General features: G+C 41.5%; 22 protein-coding genes. 10 read left to right on the top strand and 12 right to left on the bottom strand.

Features of this window, described 5'->3' with window-relative positions; genetic code table 11:
* The first annotated feature begins 249 nt into the window (after window positions 1–249).
* Window positions 250–2568, top strand: coding sequence for a PAS domain-containing protein (locus BUE31_RS11765; protein WP_073403625.1), 2319 nt, complete (start codon window positions 250–252; stop codon window positions 2566–2568).
* A 5-nt stretch (window positions 2569–2573) separates the two neighbouring features.
* Here BUE31_RS11765 and BUE31_RS11760 read toward each other — a convergent pair whose 3' ends face one another.
* The 3 genes from BUE31_RS11760 to BUE31_RS11750 form a co-directional block, all read right to left on the bottom strand.
* Window positions 2574–3671 (bottom strand): mechanosensitive ion channel family protein, encoded by a 1098-nt coding sequence (locus BUE31_RS11760; RefSeq protein ID WP_073403623.1) that lies wholly within the window; start codon window positions 3669–3671, stop codon window positions 2574–2576.
* Between the two features lie 77 nt (window positions 3672–3748).
* Complete coding sequence (locus tag BUE31_RS11755; RefSeq protein ID WP_073403621.1) at window positions 3749–4123, bottom strand: DUF779 domain-containing protein; 375 nt, start codon at window positions 4121–4123, stop codon at window positions 3749–3751.
* Between the two features lie 78 nt (window positions 4124–4201).
* Complete coding sequence (locus BUE31_RS11750) at window positions 4202–5704, bottom strand: aldehyde dehydrogenase family protein (RefSeq protein WP_073403619.1); 1503 nt, start codon at window positions 5702–5704, stop codon at window positions 4202–4204.
* A gap of 155 nt (window positions 5705–5859) precedes the next feature.
* On the opposite strand from BUE31_RS11750, the gene BUE31_RS11745 reads away from it, so the two are divergent.
* Window positions 5860–6786 (top strand): AraC family transcriptional regulator, encoded by a 927-nt coding sequence (locus tag BUE31_RS11745; RefSeq protein WP_073403609.1) that lies wholly within the window; start codon window positions 5860–5862, stop codon window positions 6784–6786.
* A 139-nt stretch (window positions 6787–6925) separates the two neighbouring features.
* Here BUE31_RS11745 and BUE31_RS11740 read toward each other — a convergent pair whose 3' ends face one another.
* The 4 genes from BUE31_RS11740 to BUE31_RS11725 form a co-directional block, all read right to left on the bottom strand.
* Window positions 6926–8152 (bottom strand): RNA polymerase sigma factor, encoded by a 1227-nt coding sequence (locus BUE31_RS11740; protein WP_073403606.1) that lies wholly within the window; start codon window positions 8150–8152, stop codon window positions 6926–6928.
* A gap of 241 nt (window positions 8153–8393) precedes the next feature.
* A complete protein-coding gene (locus BUE31_RS11735) occupies window positions 8394–8756 on the bottom strand; it encodes a YciI family protein (protein ID WP_073403604.1) in 363 nt (120 codons plus the stop codon).
* 906 nt (window positions 8757–9662) lie between these two features.
* Window positions 9663–10730: a serine hydrolase domain-containing protein gene (locus BUE31_RS11730; protein WP_073404280.1), complete on the bottom strand. Its 1068-nt coding sequence runs from the start codon at window positions 10728–10730 to the stop codon at window positions 9663–9665.
* 16 nt (window positions 10731–10746) lie between these two features.
* Entirely contained in the window at window positions 10747–13146 is a 2400-nt protein-coding gene (locus BUE31_RS11725; protein ID WP_073403602.1) for a TonB-dependent receptor, read from the bottom strand.
* Window positions 13147–13264: 118 nt separating this feature from the next.
* On the opposite strand from BUE31_RS11725, the gene BUE31_RS11720 reads away from it, so the two are divergent.
* Window positions 13265–14719 (top strand): sensor histidine kinase, encoded by a 1455-nt coding sequence (locus tag BUE31_RS11720; protein WP_073403600.1) that lies wholly within the window; start codon window positions 13265–13267, stop codon window positions 14717–14719.
* Window positions 14716–15408, top strand: a complete 693-nt coding sequence (locus BUE31_RS11715) for a response regulator transcription factor (RefSeq protein WP_073403598.1) — start codon at window positions 14716–14718, stop codon at window positions 15406–15408. Before BUE31_RS11720 ends, BUE31_RS11715 begins: the two co-directional genes overlap by 4 nt.
* A 37-nt stretch (window positions 15409–15445) precedes the next feature.
* Here the strand turns inward: BUE31_RS11715 and BUE31_RS11710 are convergent, their stop codons facing one another.
* Window positions 15446–15916 (bottom strand): rhodanese-like domain-containing protein, encoded by a 471-nt coding sequence (locus BUE31_RS11710; protein WP_073403596.1) that lies wholly within the window; start codon window positions 15914–15916, stop codon window positions 15446–15448.
* 49 nt (window positions 15917–15965) lie between these two features.
* Between BUE31_RS11710 and BUE31_RS11705 the strand changes: the two genes are divergently transcribed.
* Window positions 15966–16589 (top strand): class I SAM-dependent methyltransferase, encoded by a 624-nt coding sequence (locus BUE31_RS11705; RefSeq protein ID WP_073403593.1) that lies wholly within the window; start codon window positions 15966–15968, stop codon window positions 16587–16589.
* A gap of 5 nt (window positions 16590–16594) precedes the next feature.
* Here BUE31_RS11705 and selD read toward each other — a convergent pair whose 3' ends face one another.
* Window positions 16595–17635, bottom strand: a complete 1041-nt coding sequence (selD, locus tag BUE31_RS11700) for a selenide, water dikinase SelD (protein ID WP_073403591.1) — start codon at window positions 17633–17635, stop codon at window positions 16595–16597.
* Window positions 17635–18681, bottom strand: a complete 1047-nt coding sequence (mnmH, locus tag BUE31_RS11695; protein ID WP_073403588.1) for a tRNA 2-selenouridine(34) synthase MnmH — start codon at window positions 18679–18681, stop codon at window positions 17635–17637. The genes selD and mnmH overlap by 1 nt, the downstream gene beginning before the upstream one ends.
* Before the next feature lie 168 nt (window positions 18682–18849).
* On the opposite strand from mnmH, the gene BUE31_RS11690 reads away from it, so the two are divergent.
* The 3 genes from BUE31_RS11690 to BUE31_RS11680 all read left to right on the top strand — a co-directional run bounded on the left by BUE31_RS11690 (window position 18850) and on the right by BUE31_RS11680 (window position 20468).
* The gene (locus BUE31_RS11690; protein WP_073403586.1) at window positions 18850–19422 is read left to right on the top strand and encodes a hypothetical protein; all 573 of its coding nucleotides are present in this window, start codon (window positions 18850–18852) and stop codon (window positions 19420–19422) included.
* A 10-nt stretch (window positions 19423–19432) separates the two neighbouring features.
* Window positions 19433–19717: a winged helix-turn-helix domain-containing protein gene (locus BUE31_RS11685; RefSeq protein ID WP_073403584.1), complete on the top strand. Its 285-nt coding sequence runs from the start codon at window positions 19433–19435 to the stop codon at window positions 19715–19717.
* A 64-nt stretch (window positions 19718–19781) separates the two neighbouring features.
* The gene (locus BUE31_RS11680; protein WP_073403582.1) at window positions 19782–20468 is read left to right on the top strand and encodes a hypothetical protein; all 687 of its coding nucleotides are present in this window, start codon (window positions 19782–19784) and stop codon (window positions 20466–20468) included.
* 263 nt (window positions 20469–20731) lie between these two features.
* On the opposite strand, the gene BUE31_RS11670 is transcribed toward BUE31_RS11680, so the two are convergent.
* A complete protein-coding gene (locus tag BUE31_RS11670; RefSeq protein WP_234997801.1) occupies window positions 20732–21361 on the bottom strand; it encodes a GbsR/MarR family transcriptional regulator in 630 nt (209 codons plus the stop codon).
* Window positions 21362–21440: 79 nt separating this feature from the next.
* Between BUE31_RS11670 and BUE31_RS11665 the strand changes: the two genes are divergently transcribed.
* Together BUE31_RS11665 and BUE31_RS11660 are read left to right on the top strand one after the other, a co-directional pair.
* Entirely contained in the window at window positions 21441–22376 is a 936-nt protein-coding gene (locus BUE31_RS11665) for a sugar phosphate isomerase/epimerase family protein (RefSeq protein WP_073403580.1), read from the top strand.
* Window positions 22377–22496: 120 nt separating this feature from the next.
* Window positions 22497–23507: a GlxA family transcriptional regulator gene (locus BUE31_RS11660; protein ID WP_073403578.1), complete on the top strand. Its 1011-nt coding sequence runs from the start codon at window positions 22497–22499 to the stop codon at window positions 23505–23507.
* A 240-nt stretch (window positions 23508–23747) separates the two neighbouring features.
* Here the strand turns inward: BUE31_RS11660 and BUE31_RS11655 are convergent, their stop codons facing one another.
* Window positions 23748–25088 (bottom strand): APC family permease, encoded by a 1341-nt coding sequence (locus BUE31_RS11655; protein ID WP_073403576.1) that lies wholly within the window; start codon window positions 25086–25088, stop codon window positions 23748–23750.
* Window positions 25089–25190: the final 102 nt, after the last annotated feature.

Below are 25190 nucleotides of genomic sequence, written 5' to 3'. Positions count from 1 at the left end.
TTATTAACGCGGTAACATTTATATATTGGAAATTAAAAACAACGGGTAACTAAAAAAATAGATATTGAAAATATTACCAATCAACTATTTATCTGTATTTTTATTAACCTGATTGTTAATAGCTAGTTTAGTGGTATGGTAAATATGGGTATTTTGAAACTAATTGTGTTTTCACGCAGATTTTAATCCTTAAAATTATACCAATGACTAACTAATCAACATTAAATAATACCTGAACCCAATAAATGTATGGTAAGTGAAAAATACCTGAAAGAAATATTCAACTCGTCATTATCACCAATGATGATCCTGCTTCCTGATGCGCCCCATTTTTCAATAGTTGATGTAAACGATGCCTATGTTAAATTGAATGAATTTACACGTGAGGAGTCGATAGGGAGGGGGTTATTTGAGGTTTTTTATAGTGATAAATATTATGAGATCCCCGGATGGATAGAATCACTTGACGTTGTTATGGCTCAAAAAAAACCGGATAAAATAGCGCTTCGAAAATATGAGGTACCTGTTGCCGGAACGCTTGATAAAAAAGTGAAATATTGGGAGATAGATAATATTCCTATCCTGAACGATGATGATGAAATCGTATTCATCCTGCGTTCAATTACCGATCATACGCATGATTTTATTGCCAGGAAAGATACAGAGCAGGCTTTAACAGAATCCCGGAACCAACTTTACTCGTTATTGCAAACCATTGAAGGGATAGTTTGGGAGGCAGATGCGGATACTTTACGGTTTACTTTTGTAAGCGACCATGTAAAGCAGATTTTAGGCTTTTCGCCAAAAGAGTGGCTGGCGCAACCCCGTTTTTGGGAAAACCATATCCACCCCGGAGACAGGGAAGAGGTTTTAAATTATTACAATTTAAAATCACGGCCGGCCAAGAGCTATACATTTGAGTACCGGATGATAAAGGCCGATGGCGGTACCGTATGGATAAAAGATATTGTTTCGATAGTTAAAGAGGGGGGAAAGGCGAAATGGCTGCGCGGGCTTATGCTGGATATAACGGCAACCAGGAGACTGAGCAACCTGGAAAATCTGGAAAAAAATGTACTGGAATTAAATTCTAAAAATCATGTAACCGTTCAGGAGATCTTATCCTATTACCTTAGCGGTATAGAGGCGCTGTTTCCAAAAATGCTGTGCTCTATTCTTCAGGTAAAAAATAACCGGCTTTATAACTGGGCCTCCCCATCATTGCCAATATCATACATACAAGCAATAGAAAGCCTCCCGATAAGTGAAAACAGCGGATCGTGCGGAACAGCCGCTTATTTAAAGAAAAAAGTAATTGTAAGCGATATTGCAACCGACCCAAGATGGACTGATCACAAACAGATAGCGCTGAAATATGACCTGCGCGCTTGCTGGTCGCACCCGGTTGTTACTTCTGAGGGTGAAGTGATTGCAACATTGGGGATGTATTACAAAGAGCCCAAAAAGCCTAATGAAGAAGAATTAAAAGTTATTGAAAGGGTAACGGCCATTTTAAAAATTATTTTAGAGAACCGGCAAAAAGCCGAAATAATAGCCGAAACAAGCGTTTTGATGACCCAAAGCCAGGAACTGGCACACTTTGGAAACTGGCATTGGGATGTACAAAATAATATAGTAAGCTGGTCAAACAGTTTGTATGCGATATACGGTTTAAACAAAAAAGACTTTAAAGCTACGTTTGAAGGATACCAGGAAATGCTGCACCCGGAAGACAAGGAAAGGGTGTATAACATCATTTCCAATGTATTGAAAACCAGGGAAGATGTTGAATTTGAAGAACGCATAATAAGACCTAACGGGGAAATGCGGTATTTAAAATCATGGGGTAAGCTAAAGTGCGATACAAACGGGATGCCGCTGGAAATGATTGGCGCTTGTTTGGATATTACGGAAAGTAAAAAAACGGAGCAAGAATTGCAATCGAGCGAGTCGCGGCTGAGTACCCTGGCAGATTCGCAAACCAACTATGTGATCCGGATTGGTTTGGATGGGAGGCTTACTTATTTCAACAAAAAGTATATTGAAGACTTTGACTGGATCTTAAAAAATAAAAAAATTACAGACATTGATTCATCTTTCACCGTTCAGCCATATCATCATCAGCTTGTGGAGGAAATGATAGAGAAGTGCGTTAAAAAACCCAACAAAGTATTCCAGGTTGAAATTGATAAATTGGATAAAGCAGGCGGCGTAAAACCAACTTTATGGCATTTTATAGGCCTAACAAATTCAAACGGCGAAGCTGTTGAAGTGCAATGTATCGGTTTGGATGTTACCGATCTTAAGAATGCCGAATCTGCTATTAAAAAACAAAATAAAAAGCTTTTGGAGATCGCCTGGATGCAATCGCATGTTGTGCGGGCGCCGCTTACAAAAATCATTGGGCTTGTTGATCTGATAAAGGATTTCCCTAACAATGATGACGAAGAAAAAGAATTGTTAGACCATCTGCTCACCTGCGCCAATGAACTGGATAATATAATCAGGAGCATATCAGCAAAAACAGAGCAAATTGATTTGAAAGCAAGCGTTACTTCAAAACCGTAGAAGCTTTATAAATTGCCAGGTGTTTCAGGCTTAATAAGATCAACATTTTTCATAACCAGCCTGTTTAGCGGCAGGCTTTCCGGGTAATTATCCTTTACAAATTTTACCAGGTTTTCGCGGATATAACAGCGCAGATCAAACGCCTGTGAGGAGTTGCGGGCACTAACCAATACGCGAATTTCAATACAATTGGTTTTTGCATCAGTTACCTGGATCACTTTTACACGCTTATCCCATAAAGTAGTGGTGGTAAGCAACCTGTCGAATTCTGTCCGCAACGTATCAACAGGTGTGTTATAATCAAGGTACAAAAAAATAGTTCCCAATATTTCGGATGATGTTCGTGTCCAGTTTTGAAAGGGTTTCTCAATAAAATAATTTATAGGTAATATCAGCCGCCGCTGGTCCCAAATGTTAAGCACTACATAAGTAAGCGTTATATCCTCCACCCGGCCCCATTCGCCTTCCACAACCAAAACATCATCAATCCGGATGGGCTGGGTAAAAGCTATCTGGAAACCCGCCAGCAAATTCCCCAATGATTTTTGTGCGGCAAAGCCGATAATTATCCCGCCAATACCTACCCCGGTAAGCAGCCCCGCGCCAATTTTACGCACGTTATCAAAGCTAAGCAGGATGATAGCGATGGTAATAAATATGATAACAGATGCCAGTAATCGTTTTACAAACTGCATCTGCGTACGAACTTTTCGCTCTTTCAGGTTATCGTCCTTATTCAAATCATAAGTATGATAAACATAATCCTCGAAAATATTGATGGCGCTTATTAATACGATGGCGAAAGATATGATCAGGCCAATTTCAACCGTGCGGCTTAATATAAGATCGTACTGCGGACTAAGCACCATTAAGGGTTCCATCAGGTTCAGCATCAGCAGTGGCACAAAATGGTTCATTGGGCGGCTGAAATGCGTAATGATACTACGGAACAGGGAATAATCGGTATGGTTTTTATTATAGTTAAGGACGGCCTTAATAATGAATTTAACAACTAAGCCAATCACTATAGCCAGGCCAACTATAATTAAATTCCAGGCAAACGGTTGGATCCGTCCTGACCATTCTTCTACAAGATCTTTCATAAATACGCCTTTTGCTTTTTACAACACAGGGTATTAAAATTTGTTAGGGCTATGTGAAGAGTGATTGATCTAAAATTTTAATCCTCAAAAAATGAAACCGGTTCAAGGTCTTTCAGTTCGTCATCAGTAAATAACCGGGAATGGATCATGAAGCGGAACCCTGTAGGGATCTCGATGGAAAAGCTCGATCCGTAGCCTTTTGTAATGCCTATGGTAAGCTGGGTATGCTGCCAGTATTCAAACTGGTCTTTACTCATCCAAAATTCGCAATCATCAATGGTTCCTATCTTTACATCACTGCCGCCCAGCTTAAATTCGCCTTTTTCAAAGCACATGGGCGATGAACCATCACAGCATCCGCCACTCTGGTGAAACATCAGATCGCCGAAACGGCCTTTTAATTCCTTTATCAGGGCCGATGCTTCGGGCATTACCAACACTCTTTTTGTCATGATGCTTATTTAGTTAAGATAATAAAAGCACACACACAAGGTAGTTTAATCCCCATGCATGTGCTAACCAATTAATTACTAAAAAAAGCCCAGTTTATTTTTGTTGTATGAAATCAGCATGTTTTTTGTTTGGCGGTAATAGCCGAGCATCATTTTATGATTCTCTCGTCCAAATCCCGATTTTTTGTATCCGCCGAAAGGTGCGTGTGCCGGATAGGCATGGTAATTATTTACCCAAACCCTGCCTGCCTGTATAGCACGCGGAACCTGGTAAAGCTCATGGGCATCCCTGGTCCACACCCCGGCGCCAAGCCCGTAAAGGGTATCGTTTGCTATCGCGATAGCTTCTTCGGTGGTTTTAAAAGTAGTAACACAGGCTACCGGGCCGAAGATCTCCTCCTGGAAAATGCGCATTTTGTTATGCCCTTTAAATAATGTTGGCTGGATGTAATAACCACCCGCAAGTTCACCGTCCATGTGTTTTATTTCGCCGCCGCAAAGTACTTCAGCGCCTTCTTCTTTCCCTATTTTGAGATACGATTGAATTTTTTCGTACTGGTCATTTGAAGCCTGCGCACCCATCATGGTTTCACTGTCCATTGGATTGCCCATTTTAATGGCGTTTGTTCTTTCAATTACGCGCGATATAAATTTATCGTAGATGTTTTCGTGCACCAGAATGCGCGACGGACAGGTACAAACTTCACCCTGGTTAAGGGCAAATAAAACAGCACCTTCTATTGCCTTATCAAAAAACTCATCATCGGCATCGCCAACAGATTCAAGGAAAATATTTGGCGATTTACCACCCAGCTCCATCGTAACCGGGATCAAATTCTCTGATGCATACTGCATGATCAAGCGCCCGGTAGTGGTCTCGCCGGTAAATGACACCTTGGCAATGCGTGGCGATGACGCCAATGGCTTACCTGCCTCGGGGCCAAACCCTGTAACTATATTTAATACACCCGGCGGCAGAATATCTTTTATCAGATCCATCAGGATCATTATGGATGTTGGCGTTTGTTCGGCCGGCTTTACCACGCAGCAATTACCGGCTGCCAGCGCAGGGGCTATTTTCCAGGTTGCCATTAATAACGGGAAGTTCCAGGGGATGATCTGCCCGACAACGCCGATCGGCTCATGTAAGCAAATGCTTACTGTATATTCGTCATGCTCAGAAATGCCACCTTCTTCGGCGCGGATCACGCCTGCAAAATAGCGGAAGTGATCAACAACCAAAGGAAGATCAGCAGCCCGTGTTTCGCGGATAGCTTTGCCATTGTCGATGCATTCAACAACGGCTAAATATTCCAGGTTTTCTTCAATCACATCAGCAATTTTATTTAGCACAGATGCTCTGTAAGCTGCTGATGATTTGCCCCAGGTGGCAAAAGCTGCGTGAGCTGCATCCAAAGCCAGCTCAATGTCCTCCTTGCCTGATCGGGCCGCTTTGGTAAAAACCTTGCCATCAATAGGGGATATGTTGTCAAAATATTCGCCTTTGACCGGCGGCACAAATCTGCCGCCAATAAAATTGTCGTACTTTTCTTTAAAAGTGGGTTTTGAAATAATACTCATGTTTTTTAGTTTTAATTGGTAGTGCTAATTTAGGCTTAGGATGGGGCCGCCCATTTGCACGATGATATCAAATGGTAGCACAATGGTATCATTTTACTTAAGTGTTTGTAAATGAATATAACTATACCTAATTTGTACACAAATAGGCATTAGCCATGACCAATAGAAACCTGGTAAACCCGTTATCGCTTTCAAACCAGAAAGAGATCAGAACGCTTGTTGAAAATAGAAAGGCTTACACCATGAACCATTGTGAGCTTAACATATTTGAAACCTATGAGCGCAGCGAGTTGGTGCCTTTAACCTTTAGCGACCTGGTAATTACCAGTATGCTTCGGGGGAAAAAGGTAATGCATTTGTTCGATCAGCCGGGGTTTGATTACCTGCCCGGCGAAACGGTGATAGTGCCGCCAAACATCACCATGAAGATTGATTTCCCTGAGGCTTCGGCAAATCAGCCCTCGCAGTGCACGGCGCTGGCCATAAACCACCAGGAGATAATGAATACGCTTGATTTTTTGAACGAGAATTACCCGCGCGAAGACAGGCATACCTGGAAGCTAAACTATAACCAGTTCCACTTTTTTAATAATTACGAGCTGGCCCAGCTTATCAATAAGCTGATCCGCATTAGTACCGGCGCTGCTTTGACCAAAGATGTGCTGGCTAATTTGACCTTAAAGGAATTGCTGATCCGTATTATGCAGATGCAAAATCTGCACGAGATCCACGATAATATCCACGAGCTATCTGCGGGCAGTAGGTTTGCCTATGTGCTGGAATACATCAGGGTTCACCTTACTGAAAAGTTGAATATTGATGCCCTGAGCCAGATGGCATTTATGAGCAAGCCAAGCTTTTTCCGTGCGTTTAAACATGAGCTGGGGATTTCGCCGGTTGATTATATTATAAAAGAGCGCATCCTGCTGGCCAAGCAGCTGATGAACAACCCCTACAACAGCATCTCTGAAGCATGCTTTAAAGCAGGGTTTAATAACCTCAATTATTTTAGCCGGGCCTTTAAAAAGATTGAAGGGATAACGCCAAGCGGGTATAAAGTAGGGGTGAGGGGAAAGAATTAAGCCCCTTTGTCATTGCGAGCGCAGCGCGGCAATCTCACGCCGTGCACAACCACCAATACAAGTTCTACATCTTTCTATTCGCTCTGTAAAGTTTGCGATTGCCACGCTGCGCTCACAATGACAAAACGCTTTTCGGGGGTTATTCCAACCCCTCCATCATCCGCCCAATAAAATCCCGCTCTTTCACATTATTAGTTTGATCATAGGCCTTCAGCAGATATTGCTTCGCCAAACCATCATCTCCCTCCAAATGGTAAAACTTCCCAAGCGTCATACTCAGCAAATAATACTGATTAAAAAAGGCATGCTGCTGCAGCTCATTTAACAGCTTAAATGCGGACTGTTTTTCTCCCGCGTAATACAATGCAATGGCGTAATTTAATTCAACAAACGGGTTGGGATTGCTGTGCAGCAAATGTTTGTATAAACCTGCTATTGTTTCCCATTCTGTTGCTTTGAAGCTTACAGCTGAGCAATGTTTATAAGCAATAGCCGCTTCCACATGGTAATTAGAGAGGGCTTCGCTATGTGATCTCGTTAAAAAATCCTCTGCCAGCAGGATCAAATCTTTATTCCAAAGTGTTCTGTCCTGGTTTTCGAGATCCAAAAGTTTGTCGGAAGAAGAGAACCTTGATTTAAATCTCGCGCTGTTAAACAGCATCAGCGCCTGCAGTGCCAGCGAGTCTTTGTTGCCTAAATTGCTATCGATGAGCCCCTTGTTTAAAAGCAAGGCCTCCTCGCAAAGGTCTTCGCGTAAAACTTCTTTACTGCCGGATGATTTATAGCCCTCATTAAAGGTGAGGTAAATTATTTTGTGAACGATAGGCCGCCTTTGCTTTAATGCCGATGCGTGCGGCTCCTCCAAAAGGATCTTTTCGCCTTTTATTTTTTGCCGTGCTCGTAAAAGTAGCTTATCCACACCGTCTATCGTCATCCCCAAAACCTGGGCAATGGCTTCAACTTTCAGGTTTACAACATATTTAAGGGTGATAACAACCTGCGTTTTAGGCGACAGATCAGGATTGGCGCAGGCAAATAATAACCTCAATTGCGGATCATCCAGTACTGACTCATTGAACCCGATCTCTGCCGATCTTTGATCTGTTTTTTCGTCCAGGCTTACCAGCCTGTTGTTTTTCTTTAGCTTATTCAGGGCTTTGTTCCGGCAAACTTTATAGAGCCAGCCGCTTGTGTTTGCCGGGATTCCTTTTTGCTGCCAATAGGTAAGGGCCGAAGAAAATGTATCATGTACAACATCCTCAACCGTTTCCAGGTCAAGGTCCCGAAAGGAATATAGCAGGGAGGCAACCATTTTTCCAAAGTGCTCCTTGTAAAGTGTGTCAACTTCCTGCTGTACTATATTCATAATGGGGGTTTGTTGCCGGTTAAAAGAACTAATATTAAGTTAAGGATATCACAAATGTGATTCTTCGCAAAAGCTTAGTAGCCCCCTCTAAATCTCCCCCGGTAGGGGAGACTTTAGCTTCGCCCGCTTTTATTTTTTTCAAGTCCTCCCAACCGGGGAGGATTTAGGTGGGGCTATTGGACGTTGCTATGTGGCGAGTTTATGGCCAACATTCTCTTAACTCAAGACTTTCGACTCAAGACTAACTTTGTTCCCCATTACCGGGAAATGGTTGTACCGGTCTTACTTCGCGTATGGCAAACCCCGCCATTACCATGGGGCAGCTTTGTGCAATGGCGGTAGCTTGTTCTATGTTCTCGGCCCAGATCAGATCATAACCACTTACACCTTCTTTTGCCTCAATAAAGGGGCCGTCAGACTGTACCCCGTCTTTAGTTACATACCGGCCTTTTATCGCCAGCGGCTCCCCGCTAATATAATTGCCTGATTCTGACAGTGACTGAACCCAGCCCAGCATGTCCGGGCCTTCTGAAAGGCGATCTTTTACGGTAAGGCGACCAATTCTTGCCAGGTCTTCCCTTACTATCAGCATAAATTTTTCCATCGGATTTTTAATTAAATTTAATCAGATAATATTTAAATCAATAACACCAAAAGGTATCATTTGTATTAAAAGACAGTTCCATCTTTGAATTCCGGACAGAGGGGATGGAAAAATTTATTTACGCCTTTGTTGGAGACAGCTCTACAAGTGTTCGAAAGATTTATAGCTCCTCATTTCCAAAACGCTAAAAAAGAATTACCAGAGGCGGAGCCTCGACCTATATTGTAACAACGGATTTTAATCCGTTGGCTATAAAAAGCAGATAAAAGAGAACCATAGGTTCGGTCCATATAAATCCATGCAAAACGGCAAATACTTCCGAAGATCGCTATGCATCGTGCCGACGGCACTCTGTAAGTGTGGTATGATAGTACTCAACGGGTTGAAACCCGTTGTTACAAGATGTATCGAGCCGAAGGCTCTTACTGTAAGAGACAACGAATCTTTCGAACACTCTTAGTGACGAAACCAACAAGGGCAAGAAGGAATATTTTTTATAATCTTCCGAACCTTTATTTGTCACACCTGTCACAGTGTTACTGTCTGTGATAGTGTGACAGTTGGGTAAGCCAATTTCGGGATTAAATGAAATAAATTAAGATTTCAGATTTTAAATATTGATTAATGCCTCAGGGTCAAATTTTAAATATGAAAATATAGAGGTATACTATAATCTTTATATAAAATAAAAAATAATATATTAAATAAGGTATAAGCATTGTTTTATATCACTGAAATAAGATATCTATTTAATCACTGTCACACTATCATAGGCCATAACACTGTGACAGCGTGACAAAGTGTGATAAGGAAGGATAAACCTATTTCGGGATTAGATAACTGTCACACCTATCACAACACTAACACTGTGACAGTGTGAAAAGACACCATCCGCTATAATAATTACTACTGCCCCAAATAAGCCGCAATCACCCTCATCCGCATCTTATTTAAATCAACCGTATCGGTATTTGAGAGTAAAATAAACGTAAGCCCTTTATCAATCAAATGGATCCAGTTGGAGTGGTGCCCGTAGCCGGTGCCCTGCCTTTCGACAAAAATGGTATTCACTTTCCCAAACTTTTTAGGGTATACCCAAAAGCCAAATGCCACATCGCCAAGTTTTGGATACGAGGTAAGCATCAGGTCGGCCGTTTCTTTTTTAAATATTTTATGGTTAAAAATAGCCTGGTCGAATTTAAGCAGGTCAGTAGGCGTTGAATAAATCCCACCTGCGGAATAATAATTATCTATGTAAAAATTAGTCGCCGTGTAAAGCGCAGTTGTGCTGCCTTCCTGGTTTGAATAACCTTCATCTATATTTTTTATAATATCCTCGTGGTGCAGCAAGCCTGTATGATTCATTTTAAGCGGAATCAGTATTTTTTCCTTTAATACCTGCTCATAAGGTTTGCCGTATACGTTCTCAATTATCTTACCCAGTAAAATATAGTCGCCGTTGTTATAATTAAATTTAGTTCCGGGCGTATCTATCAGCTTTTCAGAAACATAGCGGGTTATAAAAGTATCCAGCGGCCATATATCATTACTGTAAGCTTCAAGCAACATTTGCCGGCCGTCCAGGTCTTTATGATACATGCCGCTGGTATAAGTGAGCAGGTTCCGGATAGTCGATTTTTTAGCAGCTTCGCCTTTATAATCAGGGTAATAGGTTGATATCGTCGAATCTAAATTGATCCTTTTTTGCTCAACCAATTGCATTATTAAAGCCGCGGTAAACGTTTTGGTAACCGAAAATAAATGGAATATGGTTTGGTTTGAGTACTTAATATTGTAATGCCGGTTGGCTATGCCCGTATATTTAAGGTATTCAATTTTCCCGTTTTTAGCGATGAGTACTGCACCGTTAAAGTTTTTTTTGATGCAGGAATCAAGTAATTTGTCAACCCGTTTTACCTGGGCAAAGGTTGTATTTACAAGTAGTAGCAAAGCTACAAAGCTGATAATTTTCATATTAATTTGATTTATGTTATTGTGCACGTCGTTTTTCATCTTCGCTGGCGCCATCTCTTTTGCGGGAGTCAGCAATTTTTTTGTGACCTATTTTGTAGCTAAAGCTTAAGGCTATGTTACGGGTATCGTTATATTCATGAAAGCCGTTACGCTGGTTCAGGTAGTTTACATTAATGCGATAGGGGTTTCCGTAAAAAATATCATTAACAGCCAGCCTGATAGTGCCCTGCTTGTTTAATATAGTTTTGCGAACGCCGGCGCTCACATCAAAAGTGCGATCCAGTTTATAAATACCCTGGATGGTTGGCGATGAATACCAGGCGCTGATCTCGGCCTTTAATCCGCTGGCTTTGTTAATGGTAAAGGCATTATTGGTATTTGCATACAACCCTAATGTATAGTAGTCATAACTGCCCTGCAGGTAACCAGACTTCTCTTGCCGGTATGATCCCTGGATATAGTTATTGATCTCCCACCAATCGGCCGGGGTCACCGGAACCGACAAAGTAAAACCCGTTTCTAAACTCTTATCCAGGTTGCGTTGGGTATCATAAAATATCTTATCCGTATTATCCTGCACCGTTATATTGCTGAAATAACCGTTTGTTTGGCGATAGAATAAGCTGAAATTATATTGCTGTTTGTAGGTATAGCCAACTTCGGCACTTTGGATAAATGCAGGCTGTAGCGATGGGTTTCCTTCCAAATAAGTGTACGGACTGGTATAATATTTAAAAGGGTTAAGTCGCCAGTAATCGGGCCGGTTGATGCGATAGTTGTAACTGATGTTTAGCTCATGATCTTTTGAGATAGCATAGGTTAAAAACAAAGTAGGGAACAAATGGAAATAGCTGTTGCGGTTAAGGGAATCAAGTGTTACGCTGTAGCCTTTGGTGAGCGTGTATTCGCCGCGTAAGCCTGCTTCTAAACTCCATTTACCAAGCGTGCCATTAACACTTGCGTAAGCAGCAGAGGTGGTTTCAGTATATTCAAACTGGTCGCTTTTGCTTGGATCAAGCTGCGGTAGCCCGGTACTATTATTAAAAAAGTTAAAGCCGTTGTGGGTGATGATGTTACTGTATTTAACGCCGGTTTCCATATTCCATTTTTTGTTGAAGGCATAAGTATAATCCACCTTGCCCGACCAGATATCGATCTTTTGTTTTGAAAATGTGCTGATGCCATAGGGGGTGGAAGCCATGCTGCCGTTTGGCAAATACGATAAACTGTTAACCGCCTGGTTCCCGTTGTTACGGTATGGCGTATAATCAAGGTCGATGTTAAACGTTTGGCCAACAGTATCCAGCCTGGCTTTATAATTGAGGTTATAGCTGAGCTGGTCTGTATTGCCACCGGTATTATTAGTGGTTTTTAAAAGAGAATCAATAGTGCTCTGGTGGTTGTTATAAATATTAGTTTGCACATTATTAATGCGGTTATTGGTACTATTGGTGCCGTTTATTAAAAAGCCGATCACCTGTTTATCTGTAAGGTTATAATCAAGGCCTAATTTATAGCTGCTTGCCCTGCCTTTGCGTTCGCCAATCTTATTGTTATCCCAGTAAGAATAGCTTTGCGGGGTTTCAAAAATAATGTACTCGGTTTCGTTATGCTCCTTATCGCGATAGCTGTAGCCGTAATTGCCATAAATGTTCAGCTTATCCTTACGGTAATTAAAGCTGGCCGCCGAAGTATAACTGCCATGTGCCGATTGTGTAAAAGCACCGCTAACAATAACATTTAAACCCTGTACCTTTGATTTTTTTGAGATGATGTTGATCACCGCACCACCCTGCGCATCATAACGGGCCGTTGGGTTTGCCATGATCTCGATCTTTGCAATATTATCCGAAGGTAAATTTCTGAGATACGCACTCAAGTCCTCGCCAGAGAGCCTTATGGGCTTATCATCAAGATAAATAGTAACGCCCTTCCCATTGGCTTTTATAGTGCCATCAAAAGTAGTTTGTACACCCGGGGCTTTATTCAATGCATCCCAGGCGGTGCCGCCACTGGCAGTAATGCTGTTTTCAACGTTAAATACAACCCGGTCAATTTTCCTTTCAATCAAAGGTTTGCTGCCTGCAATGGTTACCTCGATTAGTTGTTTGGTAGTTGGGGTTAAAATAAGTGTTAATGTGTCTTTAGGCAATTTAATATTACGCACTATGGTTTCATAACCAACCAGGCTTATTGTTAGCTGGTATGTCCCGGCGGTTATATTAGTAAAAACAAATGCACCCTTATCTGAAATTCGCACAACCGGTGCTTTCGCATCCTTGCTTAAAGAAATACTGACGCCATCAAGTTGGTTCCCTTTATTGTCATGAACCGTTCCTTTCAGGTTATTGTTTTGTGCCGATAGAAGCGCCGGAAATAGTATAAATGCTAACAGAAAAGTAAAAATATTTTTCATGAATAATTTTCACCAAACTTAGTATGATGCTTCCTAAACCAAAGTTAAACTCGGTTAAATAGAGTTAAATCGTACAAGGGGCTATCAGATTACCTGTTATTATTATCAAATTAGCTTTATGAAATGGTTCAGCTCCCGTTATGCTTACCCGCTTATCGTCCTTTCGCTGGTGGTGAGTATTGCTTTGCAGGCGGTATGGTTGAGGCAACTGTTTGTTTCACAAAAGGATCAGTTAAAAAAAGATCTGGAGCGGGTTGTCAGTACTTCCGCAATCCACACCATTTACGCATCAATCGCTGGATCCGGTAAGCGTGGCGATCGTTTTAAAGAGTTCTTTTTATCGCCCCAATGGCTGCAAATGCGGCAGGCTTTTGATGATCTGAAAATAAATGGTGTACATAGCAAATTCCACTATGGCCTTGGATCAGACAGCTCAGTTGTTCAAATAGAGATCGTGTTCAACAATCATTCAACAAAAAAAGAAGCATCAGCAACTGACCTCAGGTGGAACGATGAATCGCCTGGTGAGGTAGTAAGAATTGACAATCGTGACATTAAAACAATGGATTCTACCGTAAGCAGGCAGCTCGCACGATTGGGCATCAATCAAAGTAAACAATATGCTTTATATGGTTACGGAAAAGACACACTTACATCCATGACCATTCCTCAATCTGCGTATAATACCGCAGCCTATCATTCTGGCAAGTATTCTTATAACTTAAAAAGCATGCACAAATACCGGTTGATTGTAAATGAATTAAACGGCGTTGTTATATACCAAATGCGTTATTACCTTTTCTCATCATTGCTGATGACCCTGCTTACCTGCCTGGTATTTTACTTTTTGTTAAAGCTGATCCGCAACCAGCGGTTATATGCCGATGCCAAAAGCACCTTTACCAGTAACATGACGCACGAATTTAAAACACCGGTTGCCACCATATCTGTAGCGCTGGAATCCATCACCAAGTATCAGTTGGTTAATGATCCGGAAAAATTGCAAAACTATCTTGATATCAGCAGGCATGAACTACAACGGCTGAACCTGATGATAGAAAAGGTACTGAACCTAAGCCAGGAGGAGGAAACCAGCAACATTATGCACGAAGAACTGTACGATGTGCAGGCCGGGTTAAAACAAGTGGTAGCCTCCATGCAGGTACAACTGGACAACAGCAAATCAACCATTCATCTATCGTTAGCTAATGAGCCCTGTTTTGTAAACGGCGACCCTTTACACCTTACCAATGTGTTTTATAATTTGATTGATAATGCCATAAAATATGCCGGTCCGCAAATGGAAATGCAGATCAGCTGCCAGTGTTCGGCTAACAACATCACGTTAAGCTTTAAAGATAATGGCCCGGGGATAGCAGGTGTTTACCAGGAAAAAGTGTTTGACCGTTTTTTCCGGATCCCGGGAGTTAATGACAGGCACAATGTAAAAGGATCGGGCCTGGGCCTGCATTATGTAAAACAGATCATCAGCAAACACGGGGGCAGCATTTCCATTAAAAGCGAACAGGGGAGAGGAAGCAATTTTATAATTATATTACCGGCTGCTGTATGAGCTATAAAGTATTATATGTAGAGGATGAGCCTTTTTTGGCCCGCATTGTTAGCGATGGCTTAAAAAGCAGTGGTTATACCGTTAAGCTGGTTGCAGACGGAGGCAGGGCAATGGAAGAATACCGCGCCATGCAGCCGGATCTTTGTATCCTTGATATTATGCTGCCATCAAAGGATGGTTACGAAATTGCCAATGAGCTGCGGGCAGCTGATCCGCATTTACCTATTATTTTTTTAAGCGCAAAAGCACTCACCGAAGATATTGTTAAAGGCTTTAAAAGCGGGGGTAACGACTACCTGAAAAAGCCGTTCAGCATGGATGAACTGCTGGTACGGATAGAAGCCCTGCTTAAAAGATCCGGCACTCCAAAAGAAGCAATTGCCAATGAAACAGCAACCATTTATCATTTTGGCAGTTGCACACTCGATACCGTGCATCAAAAACTAAAAACATCAACGGGGGAATTTGCCCTGTCCTTTAAAGAAATGGCCCTGCTGGAAATGATGATACTACATAAAAATACTGTACTGGAACGGCAAAATGTGTTGCTGAAAATTTGGGGTGATGACAGTTATTACAACACCCGCAGCATGGATGTTTTTATGACCCATTTGCGCAAACTGCTAAAAGATGAACCCGGGATCCAGATTATGAACATCCGGAGTATTGGGTATAAGTTTATTTGCTGAGAAACAAAGAAAGGGCTGTTATGCTCAATATAACTTGTTATGGCTTGGTCAAAGGATAGCCTTTTGCAATCCAGTTTGTTTTTAAATTGGTTGATAAATTAAGCAACTTTACATTGGTAAAGCCTAACTTTTGCAGCTCAATAAAAGCCGGGCGGATATTAGGGCATTTGGCAAATGGGCAGCATCCGCAATAAATAACAATCGCTGTATTTTTTGATAGTGCTGCTACTGCCTCCTTTAATTTTTCAAGGTTTTCTGCACTGCTAACTGCACCGATATGTATGGCGCCCTTAATATCTTCTACCGCGCCGATATTAAAGATAATTGGTGTTTTTGTTTCTCCTGCTTTAATATCCGCAGCCAGTTCGGCGGGCTCTAACAATTGACTATTGGTCCAGGGATTACTAATTCCCGGCATTGACATAGTGGCGGGTGATGTTTGCGCCTTTATATTGGAAATCGTTAAACCCAATAAACATACCAGTATTATAAAAGCATTTTTTTTCATATTCAAATAAATATCAGGACCTTTAATTCTTCAAAGATGACGATTATCCATGAAAGAAAATAAAAAGGCGCATTGGGAAAAAGTATATAAAACCCAAAGCGCTCAACAAGTGAGTTGGACCCAGCCCATCCCGCAAACATCTCTTGATTTTATACATGCGTTTAATCTGCCTAAAAACGCTAAGATAATTGATATAGGTGGTGGGGACAGTAAATTGGTTGATTACCTGTTGCAGGAAGGCTTCACAAATATTACCGTACTTGACATATCTGCGGCAGCATTAATAAAGGCGAAAAAACGCCTCGGCAAAAAAAGCAAAGCCGTAAACTGGATCATTTCAGACATTATCGATTTTCAACCGGAAGATCATTACGATCTTTGGCATGACCGCGCCACCTTTCATTTCTTAACGCAGGAAAAGCAGATCGATCAGTATTTAGCTATCGCTCACGGCGCCATTAATAATTACATGATAATCAGCACCTTTTCAGAAAACGGTCCCGAAAAATGCAGTGGCTTACCTGTTAAACAATATTCTGAAATGCAGTTAAAAAATCAGTTGAACAAGCATTTTGAAAAGATCAGGTGTATCAATGAAGATCATTTAACGCCATTCCATACTACTCAAAGCTTTCTGTTCTGCAGCTTCAAAAAGCAACAGGCAGACAGTTAGCTATATTAAATAACCGTTATCAATGATCCGTCATCCTGTGGCTTTAGCCAACCAAATGAGTTAAACCCAAGTTGTAGTTCTTTTAGCAATTGCTCAAATTCCGCACAACTTTCTTCTGCTACAGCTACCAGCAAGCCTCCGCTGGTTTGCGGGTCGGCAAGTATGTATCGTTGCTCATCGGTTAATGAGCCAACTTTATGCCCGTAGCTATCCCAGTTTCGCTGCGTGCCGCCCGGAAAACATTTTTGGGCAAGATAAGCCGGTAAGGAAGCTATCACCGGAACTTTCTTAAACTCAATAACAGCAGATAAACCACTCCCTTCGCACATTTCTGAAAGATGACCCAGCAAACCAAAGCCGGTTACATCGGTCATTGCCTTAACGCCGTCTATTTTACTAAATAGCTCACCCGGTTTATTTAAGGTGGTCATGCTTTGCAAAGCTATTGCTGCGTCTTCAGGCAATAATATGCCTCTTTTTTGCGCTGTTGATAAAATGCCTACGCCCAGCGCTTTTGTAAGGTAAAGGCGGCATCCTGTTGTTGCGGTTGAGTTTTGTTTAAGGTGAGGAATGTCAACCAGTCCATTTACGGCTAAACCAAAAACAGGCTCAGGGCAATCAATACTATGGCCTCCTGCTAAAGTAATCCCTGCTTCGGCGCAAATGGCCCTTGCACCTTCTAATACTTTTTGAGCGGTTTCAGGTGGGAGCTTATCTATCGGCCAGCCTAATATGGCAATAGCCAGTACCGGTTTGCCGCCCATGGCATAAACATCACTAATGGCATTTGCAGATGCAATGCGCCCGAAATCATAGGCATCGTCCACAATCGGCATAAAAAAATCAGTGGTCGAGATCAGTGCCGTGCCGTTGCCCAGGTCAAGAACTGCGGCATCATCCCGTTTATCATTACCCACCAACAGCCTTGCATCTGGTGGTGCGGTTATTGGACTATGAAGAATTTTATCAAGGATAGCCGGGCTGATCTTGCAGCCGCAGCCGGCGCCATGAGAGTATTGCGTAAGTTTAATTGCTGTTGGTTCCATTAAGATAGCACTGCTTTTTCAGCAATAGTTTGTGTAAATGTTAAAATTGTATGGGCATTATTAACAATGTCATCCCCGTTAATATCAACCGGAAATACTTGTTCACTGTTTCGCTTGGATAAGCCGGTGCGATAGGTTTTATCATAATATACCAATACCAGCCTGATAAAATCATCCATACGGTTTTCCCGGATGGCTTCAAGGGCATGCTTTGTTTGTTCAGGCCCGAGGCGTTTGCGGATCCTTTCGGTGCATTCCGCCAGGAAATCTTTATCCAGGCTGCCGTACTCCTGTACCAACATAGTTATGCGCTGTTCTGCATCAACTTTCATATCAATCAATACCGCTTCACGCATCTGGTGCCAGAATGGGTTTGGGATAGAGCGTTTACCAATGGTAAGGCTTTCATCCTCCACCCAAATTTTGCGCCCTCTGTCCATTCTCTTTAGCTCCTCCGCCAAATTGTTTTCAAACTGTTCCTGGGTAGGCTGTACCATTTTGTTCATGGTGCCATAGGATGAACCCTGGTGTTGCGCCAGGTCCTCCAGGTCAATTACCTGTTCGCCTATGGTTTTAAACTGCTGCAGGATCCTGGTTTTACCCGAGCCGGTCATCCCGCCCAGGATCCAAAGCTGGTAATTTAACTCAAACCGGCTATGCACCCACCTGCGATAATTTTTATAACCACCCTGGATGATAAATACCTCGAAACCATACAGGTCAAGCGCCCAGGCCATTGCGCCGCTGCGCATCCCGCCACGCCAGCAATGAACAGCTATCTTTTTATCCGGCGCAATTTCCAGTGCGCTTTTAATAAAACCCGACCATTTGGAACCAGTCAAATCAAATCCTAATAAAATGGCTTCTTCACGACCCACCTGTTTATAGGTTGTGCCAACTTTAACCCTTTCTTCATTGGTGAACAAGGGAATATTAAAAGCACCCGGAATATGGCCCTGCTCAAACTCGGCAGGTGTACGCACATCAATTAAAGCAATGGGTATGCTTAATTGTAAAAAATCATCTATTGTAATCTGCCGGGTCATTTGTTTTGAATGGGATAAAGATACGCGACATTTCAATTAAGCGGGTAATTACATTGAACATGGTTTAAAGTTGCGGGAAGCTTTCTATAAATATATTTACAAAACCGTGAGATATAAATTTGGTTTGCATTGCAAACTATATTTATATTTGTTTTAAATCATTGATCAATGGAAGCCATAGAAAATAAATTAGACCCAGCTCAGAGTTTACAAATGATCACGGATGTGATCGCCAGAACAAAAGAGAATATAAAAGAACATAGCTTTTTATTTTTACTCTGGGGATGGCTGATCGCAGTAGCCAGTTTCTCCTTTTTTATCCTGCATACTTACACATCATTTAAACTGTTCTTTTTGCCGTTTCCCATATTGGCGTTTACAGGTATTATTATCTCTTTTTTACATTATGCAGGAAAGCGGTATGAGTCTGAAACATACATTGGCTATTACCTTAAAAAATTATGGCTGGTATTGGGCATCAGCTTTATCCTGGTTGTATTTATCAACGTGGTAAAAGCAAATCCGCCTTTTACTTATACATTGTTGATAGGAGGAATTGGTACATTGGTATCCGGATTGGTGCTTCGTTTCAGGCCTTTGGCGTTTGGCGGAGTTTTGTTGCTGTTATTTTCAGTTACCAGTGTTTTTATTCCGGATGTATATAAACCACTTTTGCATGGTATTGCTGTTGCAATGGGGTACCTGGTTCCCGGGTATTTATTGAAATATTCAAAAGCATAACCGGTAGCACATGTATAATGAATTAGACCCTGTTTTAAACACCCCGGTGCGTTTAGCCATTGTTTCGGCTTTAATTAAAATTAAACAAGCTGATTTTAATTACCTGATGGAGATAACAAAAACAACACAAGGCAATTTAAGTCACCAGATAAAAAAATTAAATGAGGCAGAATATGTTGAAGTGCTAAAAACGTTTAAGGGGAATTATCCGCATACCATTTGTAACCTAACAGACAAAGGCAGATTGGCATTTGAAAAATACGTGAGCGATATTAAGAAATACCTGCATTTATAATTTTTTTTGCACCTTAAGTTTGCATTGCAAACTACATTAACATACACATATATAAATTAAAAAAATGGAAACAAATCAAAAAAAACCTCTGGGGCCACATTTAGGAATACTAGCCCTCCTTTTCACGGTGTTCTTTAACACCGGGTTATCTTTTGTTGTATCAATGTCAGGCAAACAAGCTCATTTTCCGGGGCCCTGGGAGCCGGCACAAACAATAACCACCTACTTTCAAATCCACCCGCACGATGTGTTGATGTGTAGTTTTTTTCAATTTATTGCAGCTGTGCCTTTGGCTCTTTTTGCCGTAACGGTAATGAACAGGCTCTGGGTTTTGGGCAACAAATCAGTGGGGCCCTATATCGCATTGATGGGTGGTTTGATAACTGCCATCAATGTTGCCTTGTCAGCATCAATATTATGGGTAATGGCTTATCCCGGTATTGCCCAGGATGCTTCTGTTATTCGCACGTTATATTATATGGCTTTTGCTGTTGGTGGAGTGGGTTATTCCGTGCCGTTAGGCCTTCTGATTGCCGGAATATCCGTTTCTGTTGGTCTAATGAAACTCTTACCAAGGTGGCTGGTTATAATTGGACTGGTGATAGCTTTTATTGGCGAGGCAAGTTGTTTAAGCCTGGTAGTTCCAAATTTACTAGCCCTGATTCCCTTAACCAGGTTTCCCGGTTTTATATGGCTGGTATGTGTTGGTTTTATGCTTCCTAAAACAGTGATAAACAAAGAACCGAAATAGTTGGTTTCTAACAGCAAAGCCTTTCCGGTTTCAGAAAGGCTTTGCTATTATTGGCAGGACTAAACCCAAAGTTTTTGTTCCCTTACATGGACTCGAACCACGACAGGCTGAACCAGAATCAGAAGTGCTACCATTACACCATAAGGGAATTTGGTATTTCAGGAGGGCATTTATACCCAACGGTGCAAATATATAAATAATGCTTTTATTTGGTTAATGCAGGTTGGTGATTTTTACGGAGGCCGGCCGAATCAACAAAAAATCTATTTAAAGATCTTTAATATCGAACCCCAAAACCAGCTTTCATCGGCTTTAAGCATAGTTTCTAATGTTTTGTCTACATTTTTTGCCAGCTTGTTTATGTCCGTTACCGATTTATTGAAGGTTTTATAAGCAGGGTCTTTAACATCGCCCTTTACTTTTGATAGTTCATCAAGAATTTTAATTACAGGGTCGAGCTCCCTTTTGCGGCGTTCTTTGGCAACCTGGCGGGCAATGGTCCAGGTATCTTTTTCGGCAAAAAAGTATTCTTTACGCTCACCAGGCTTGTGTTGTTTTTCAACCAGTCCCCAGCCTATCAGATCGCGCAGGGTCATGTTGGCATTACCACGCGAAATACTGAGCGACTCCATGATCTCTTCTGTAGTTAACGCTTCAGGAGTTATCAGCAATAGGGCATGTACCTGGGCCATAGTGCGGTTTATACCCCACTCAGAACCTAACTTTCCCCACGCTTCAATAAACTTTTGCTTTGCCTCAGGTAACTCCATATACAAATATACTAATGTTATAAAACTTTCAAAATGTAATGAAAGTTTATTTTTACTCTTTTTGTAACGTTTACCGTTTTCAGCAGTCAATACAGGAACAGAATCGTTACTAAGCGGTGACATTGCCTATTAGTAAAAAATTCTAAATTTGATTACCAATTATAAACAACCTATTATTCCTTCCTACTAAGTTATAAACAGCATGGAAAAACAAAACCTTTCAAGGCGGCGGTTTATAGGCACCGGGGTACTTGCAGCAGCTGGTATGGCCCTGGCCTCGAAAGCCTCATTTGCAAATTCAATTTTTGCAGATGGCAAACCCAATTCAATGATCAATGGCGTGCAGGTGGGCGTTATTACTTACTCATTCCGGAGCATGCCCGGCAGTGCCGAACAATTATTACAATACTGCAAAGATTGCAACATTAACGCCATTGAAATGATGGGCGATGCTGCCGAAGCTTATGCAGGCGCCCCTAAATGGGACAGTAGTACAGACTTTGCAGCTAAAATGGCTGATTGGCGTTTAAATGCATCAATGGATAAATTTATTGAGCTGCGCAAAATGTATAATGATGCAGGCGTTAAGATCTATGCGTGGAAACCAAATGCATTGGGAGCAAAAAATACGGATGCCGAAATTAACTATGCATTTAACGCCGGCAAAGCACTTGGATGTAATCATGTTACGGTTGAGCTGCCGGAGGATGATGAACAAACGCAACGTTTGGGCGATAAAGCAGCCGAGCACCAAATGTATGTTGGTTATCATGCTCATACACAGGCTACGCCTACTTTATGGGATACCGCATTACGCCAGTCGGATTATAATGCAATTAACCTTGATATTGGGCATTATGTTGCAGGTACCAGCACCAGCCCGATTGATTTTATCCTGAAAAATAGCGACAGGATAGTAAGTATGCACATTAAAGACCGCAAATTTCATGACGGTACCAATATGCCATGGGGCCAGGGTGATACCCCAATTAAGGAAGTGCTGGCATTAATGAAAAGGAAAAAATATAAGTTCCCGGCAACAATTGAGCTGGAGTATAAAATACCCGAAGGCTCTGACGCGGTTAAAGAAGTTATAAAATGCCGTGAATATGCTCAAAATGCGTTGAGTATTGCTTAAAAATACACGTCATGCTGGTAAATGTAGATTTGACAACCGTAAAAAATTGTCAAATCTCACCCGCGTGGTTGCTTTTATGCCAAGCGCATTTATTATATTTGAATTATACTTTTATAAGCCATGAAAGAAATTGCGATACTAATACATGAGGATGCCGTGTTTTCTACTGTTTCGGGTGCAATGGATATGCTGATCCATACCAACAGGCTTTTTCATGAATCGGGCAAACCGCTCCCTTTTAAAATTATGCTGGTTGGTGAAAAATCAGAAAATGAATTTTTACGCAACCCCGAGCCATATGTTGGTTACAGCGCTATAGCCGATCTGAAAAATCCGGACCTTATTATAGTTCCTGCTTTTTATGGTGATCGTGGTGTTATCCCGCAAAAACATCAAACGCTTATAAACTGGATGAACAGCATGAATAAAAAAGGAACCGAAGTGGCCAGCTTATGCTCAGGCAGTTATTTTTTAGCAGAAGCCGGTTTGCTGAACGGAAAATCATGCACATCACACTGGTTTGATAAGGATGATATTATGAGCAGGTACCCGGCTGTGAATTTTTTATCAGATATGGTAATAACTGATGATAGGGGGATCTATACCAGCGGCGGAGCATTCTCTTCTTTAAACCTGGTATTATACCTTATTGATAAATTTTGTGGCAGGGAAATAGGTATCTGGGCCAGCAAAATGTTCAGTTTGGATATGGATCGTACCAGCCAATCGCATTTTGCGGTATTTAAAGGGCAGCATCAGCACAATGACGATGAGATCTTAAAAGCGCAAAACTACATCGAACAAAATCATCACCAGGAGCTTAATATTGATAAAATTGCCGGGCATACCAATATGAGCAAGCGTAATTTTATCAGGCGTTTTAAAAAGGCTACGCAAAACACACCTTTTGAATACCTGCAAAGGGTTAAAATCGAGTCGGCAAAAAAAGCACTGGAAAAAGGCGCGCAGAATATTAATTTATTGATGTATGATGCCGGCTATAACGATATAAAAACCTTTAGGGAAGTTTTCAAAAAAATAACCGGCCTTACCCCGCAGGATTACCGGAAGAAATACAGCAGGGATATCCCTTCATTTGCAGGAATAGACGTTTACAATTCCATTAATTAAAAAAGAAGAGCTCCTGTAGGGCAGGAACTCATTCTAACCAATTATAAACCTAAATTATGAAGAGAGATACAGGGGATAGGATCGAACCATCTGTTGCTGCCGGCCAGCTCCCTGTGTTGTAGCGGAGAGATCTTTTCATCTGCTCCGGGACAAAGATAGAAAAATATATTAATTACTACAAAATCTATAGATTTAATCTAATAATAATCATTGTTGATTAATTGGCTGTTTTACAGTAGTTTAAAAAATTGACGAGTCTCCGTTTTTATGATATGGCTTTTTCCACACAATTAACCGCCATACCAATTCAGCGCTGGATAGAGCTGTAATTGCAAAAACTGCTGCCCAAACTGCATGTTCCTGCGATGAAAAAGCGCCTGCCAATGCAACAAAATAAACAGTTACCGGCAGCATTATCATTAAACACAAGCCGGGAATGCTCAATGGAATCTTAAATGGACGATGTACATCAGGAGCGGCCATGCGCAGTTTGATCAGGGTGATATATTCCAGTGACAAGCCTGCTCCATAAACCGTAACATCTATGATCAGCAGGTCAGCAAATGGCCATAATATCATCAAGCTAACTATAATTGAACAAACAAGGATAGATACATAAGGGGTTTGAAACCGGGAATGCTGCTTGTTTAATCCTTTTGGTAAAAGATCATCATCAGCCATAACCTTTGGTACGCGTGATACGGAGAGCAGTACAGCCGCATAGATCCCCAGGCTGCTTGCCATGCCACCAAAGGCAATTAAGCCGCCAAGCCATTTACCACTTAAAAGTTCGGCAACGGCGGGGAAGCCTTTGTCTGCCAAAACACTGTTGCTTATCCCGCTTTGATGTGTAACAAAGATCACTAAAAAGTAAAGCACCATTACCAGTACAAAAGCCGAAAATACAGATACTAGGTACGATCTTACCGGCTTTTCAACCTCTTCGGCATAGGTGGTAACATTATCCCAGCCAAGGCAGTTCCACATTACGGTATATAATGCCATACCCAGCGAGGGGAAAGGAATGCCTTTTAATGAGGGAGAGGGAATGCTGATGTTGCCGGCATGGTGAATAAAAAACAACGTAAACAATATGATAAAGGGTGCAAATACTATAGCGCCCAAAAACAGGGAGGTTTTCCCTACAGGAACAATTCCCAATATATTTAACCCGGCCGACGCCCATATCACACACAAACATATCGGAATGCGGTACTCAGCCAGTACCGGGAAAAAATAGGAGGCATACAGCACAAATAAACCGGGATAAATGGCAAGGTCAACAAAGGTATAAAGCCAGGTCCACCAGCCCTCAAAAAAGCCCCATCTGTTGCCTAATGCATACTTTACCCACTTGTAATATCCACCGGTAACAGGCATCATGCTGTTTAGCTCAAGTACGGTAAAAATTGCGGGCACATCCCACAGTAAAGGGGTTATTAATAGTAACAGTAAAGCGCCATGCTCGCCGGCATAAGTTATTAAAGGTTCCAGCCCATAAGGCCCGCCAGATACTGTAAAGAAAATTACAGCGGTAAGCTGTACTATCCTGATCTTTCTTAAAGGCGGGGTTGCTGGCATAGACTATAAAAATATTATTTATGATTTTAAATGTTCAATTAGTTTAAACTTTTTATTTAAAAATAGTTAAGTGTCAAATTGTTAATGTGCCCCGTTGAGCGT

Origin of the sequence: Mucilaginibacter sp. OK098, from assembly GCF_900142915.1 — a bacterium.
GTDB lineage: Bacteria > Bacteroidota > Bacteroidia > Sphingobacteriales > Sphingobacteriaceae > Mucilaginibacter.
This window is presented reverse-complemented; position numbering and strand designations above follow the sequence as displayed.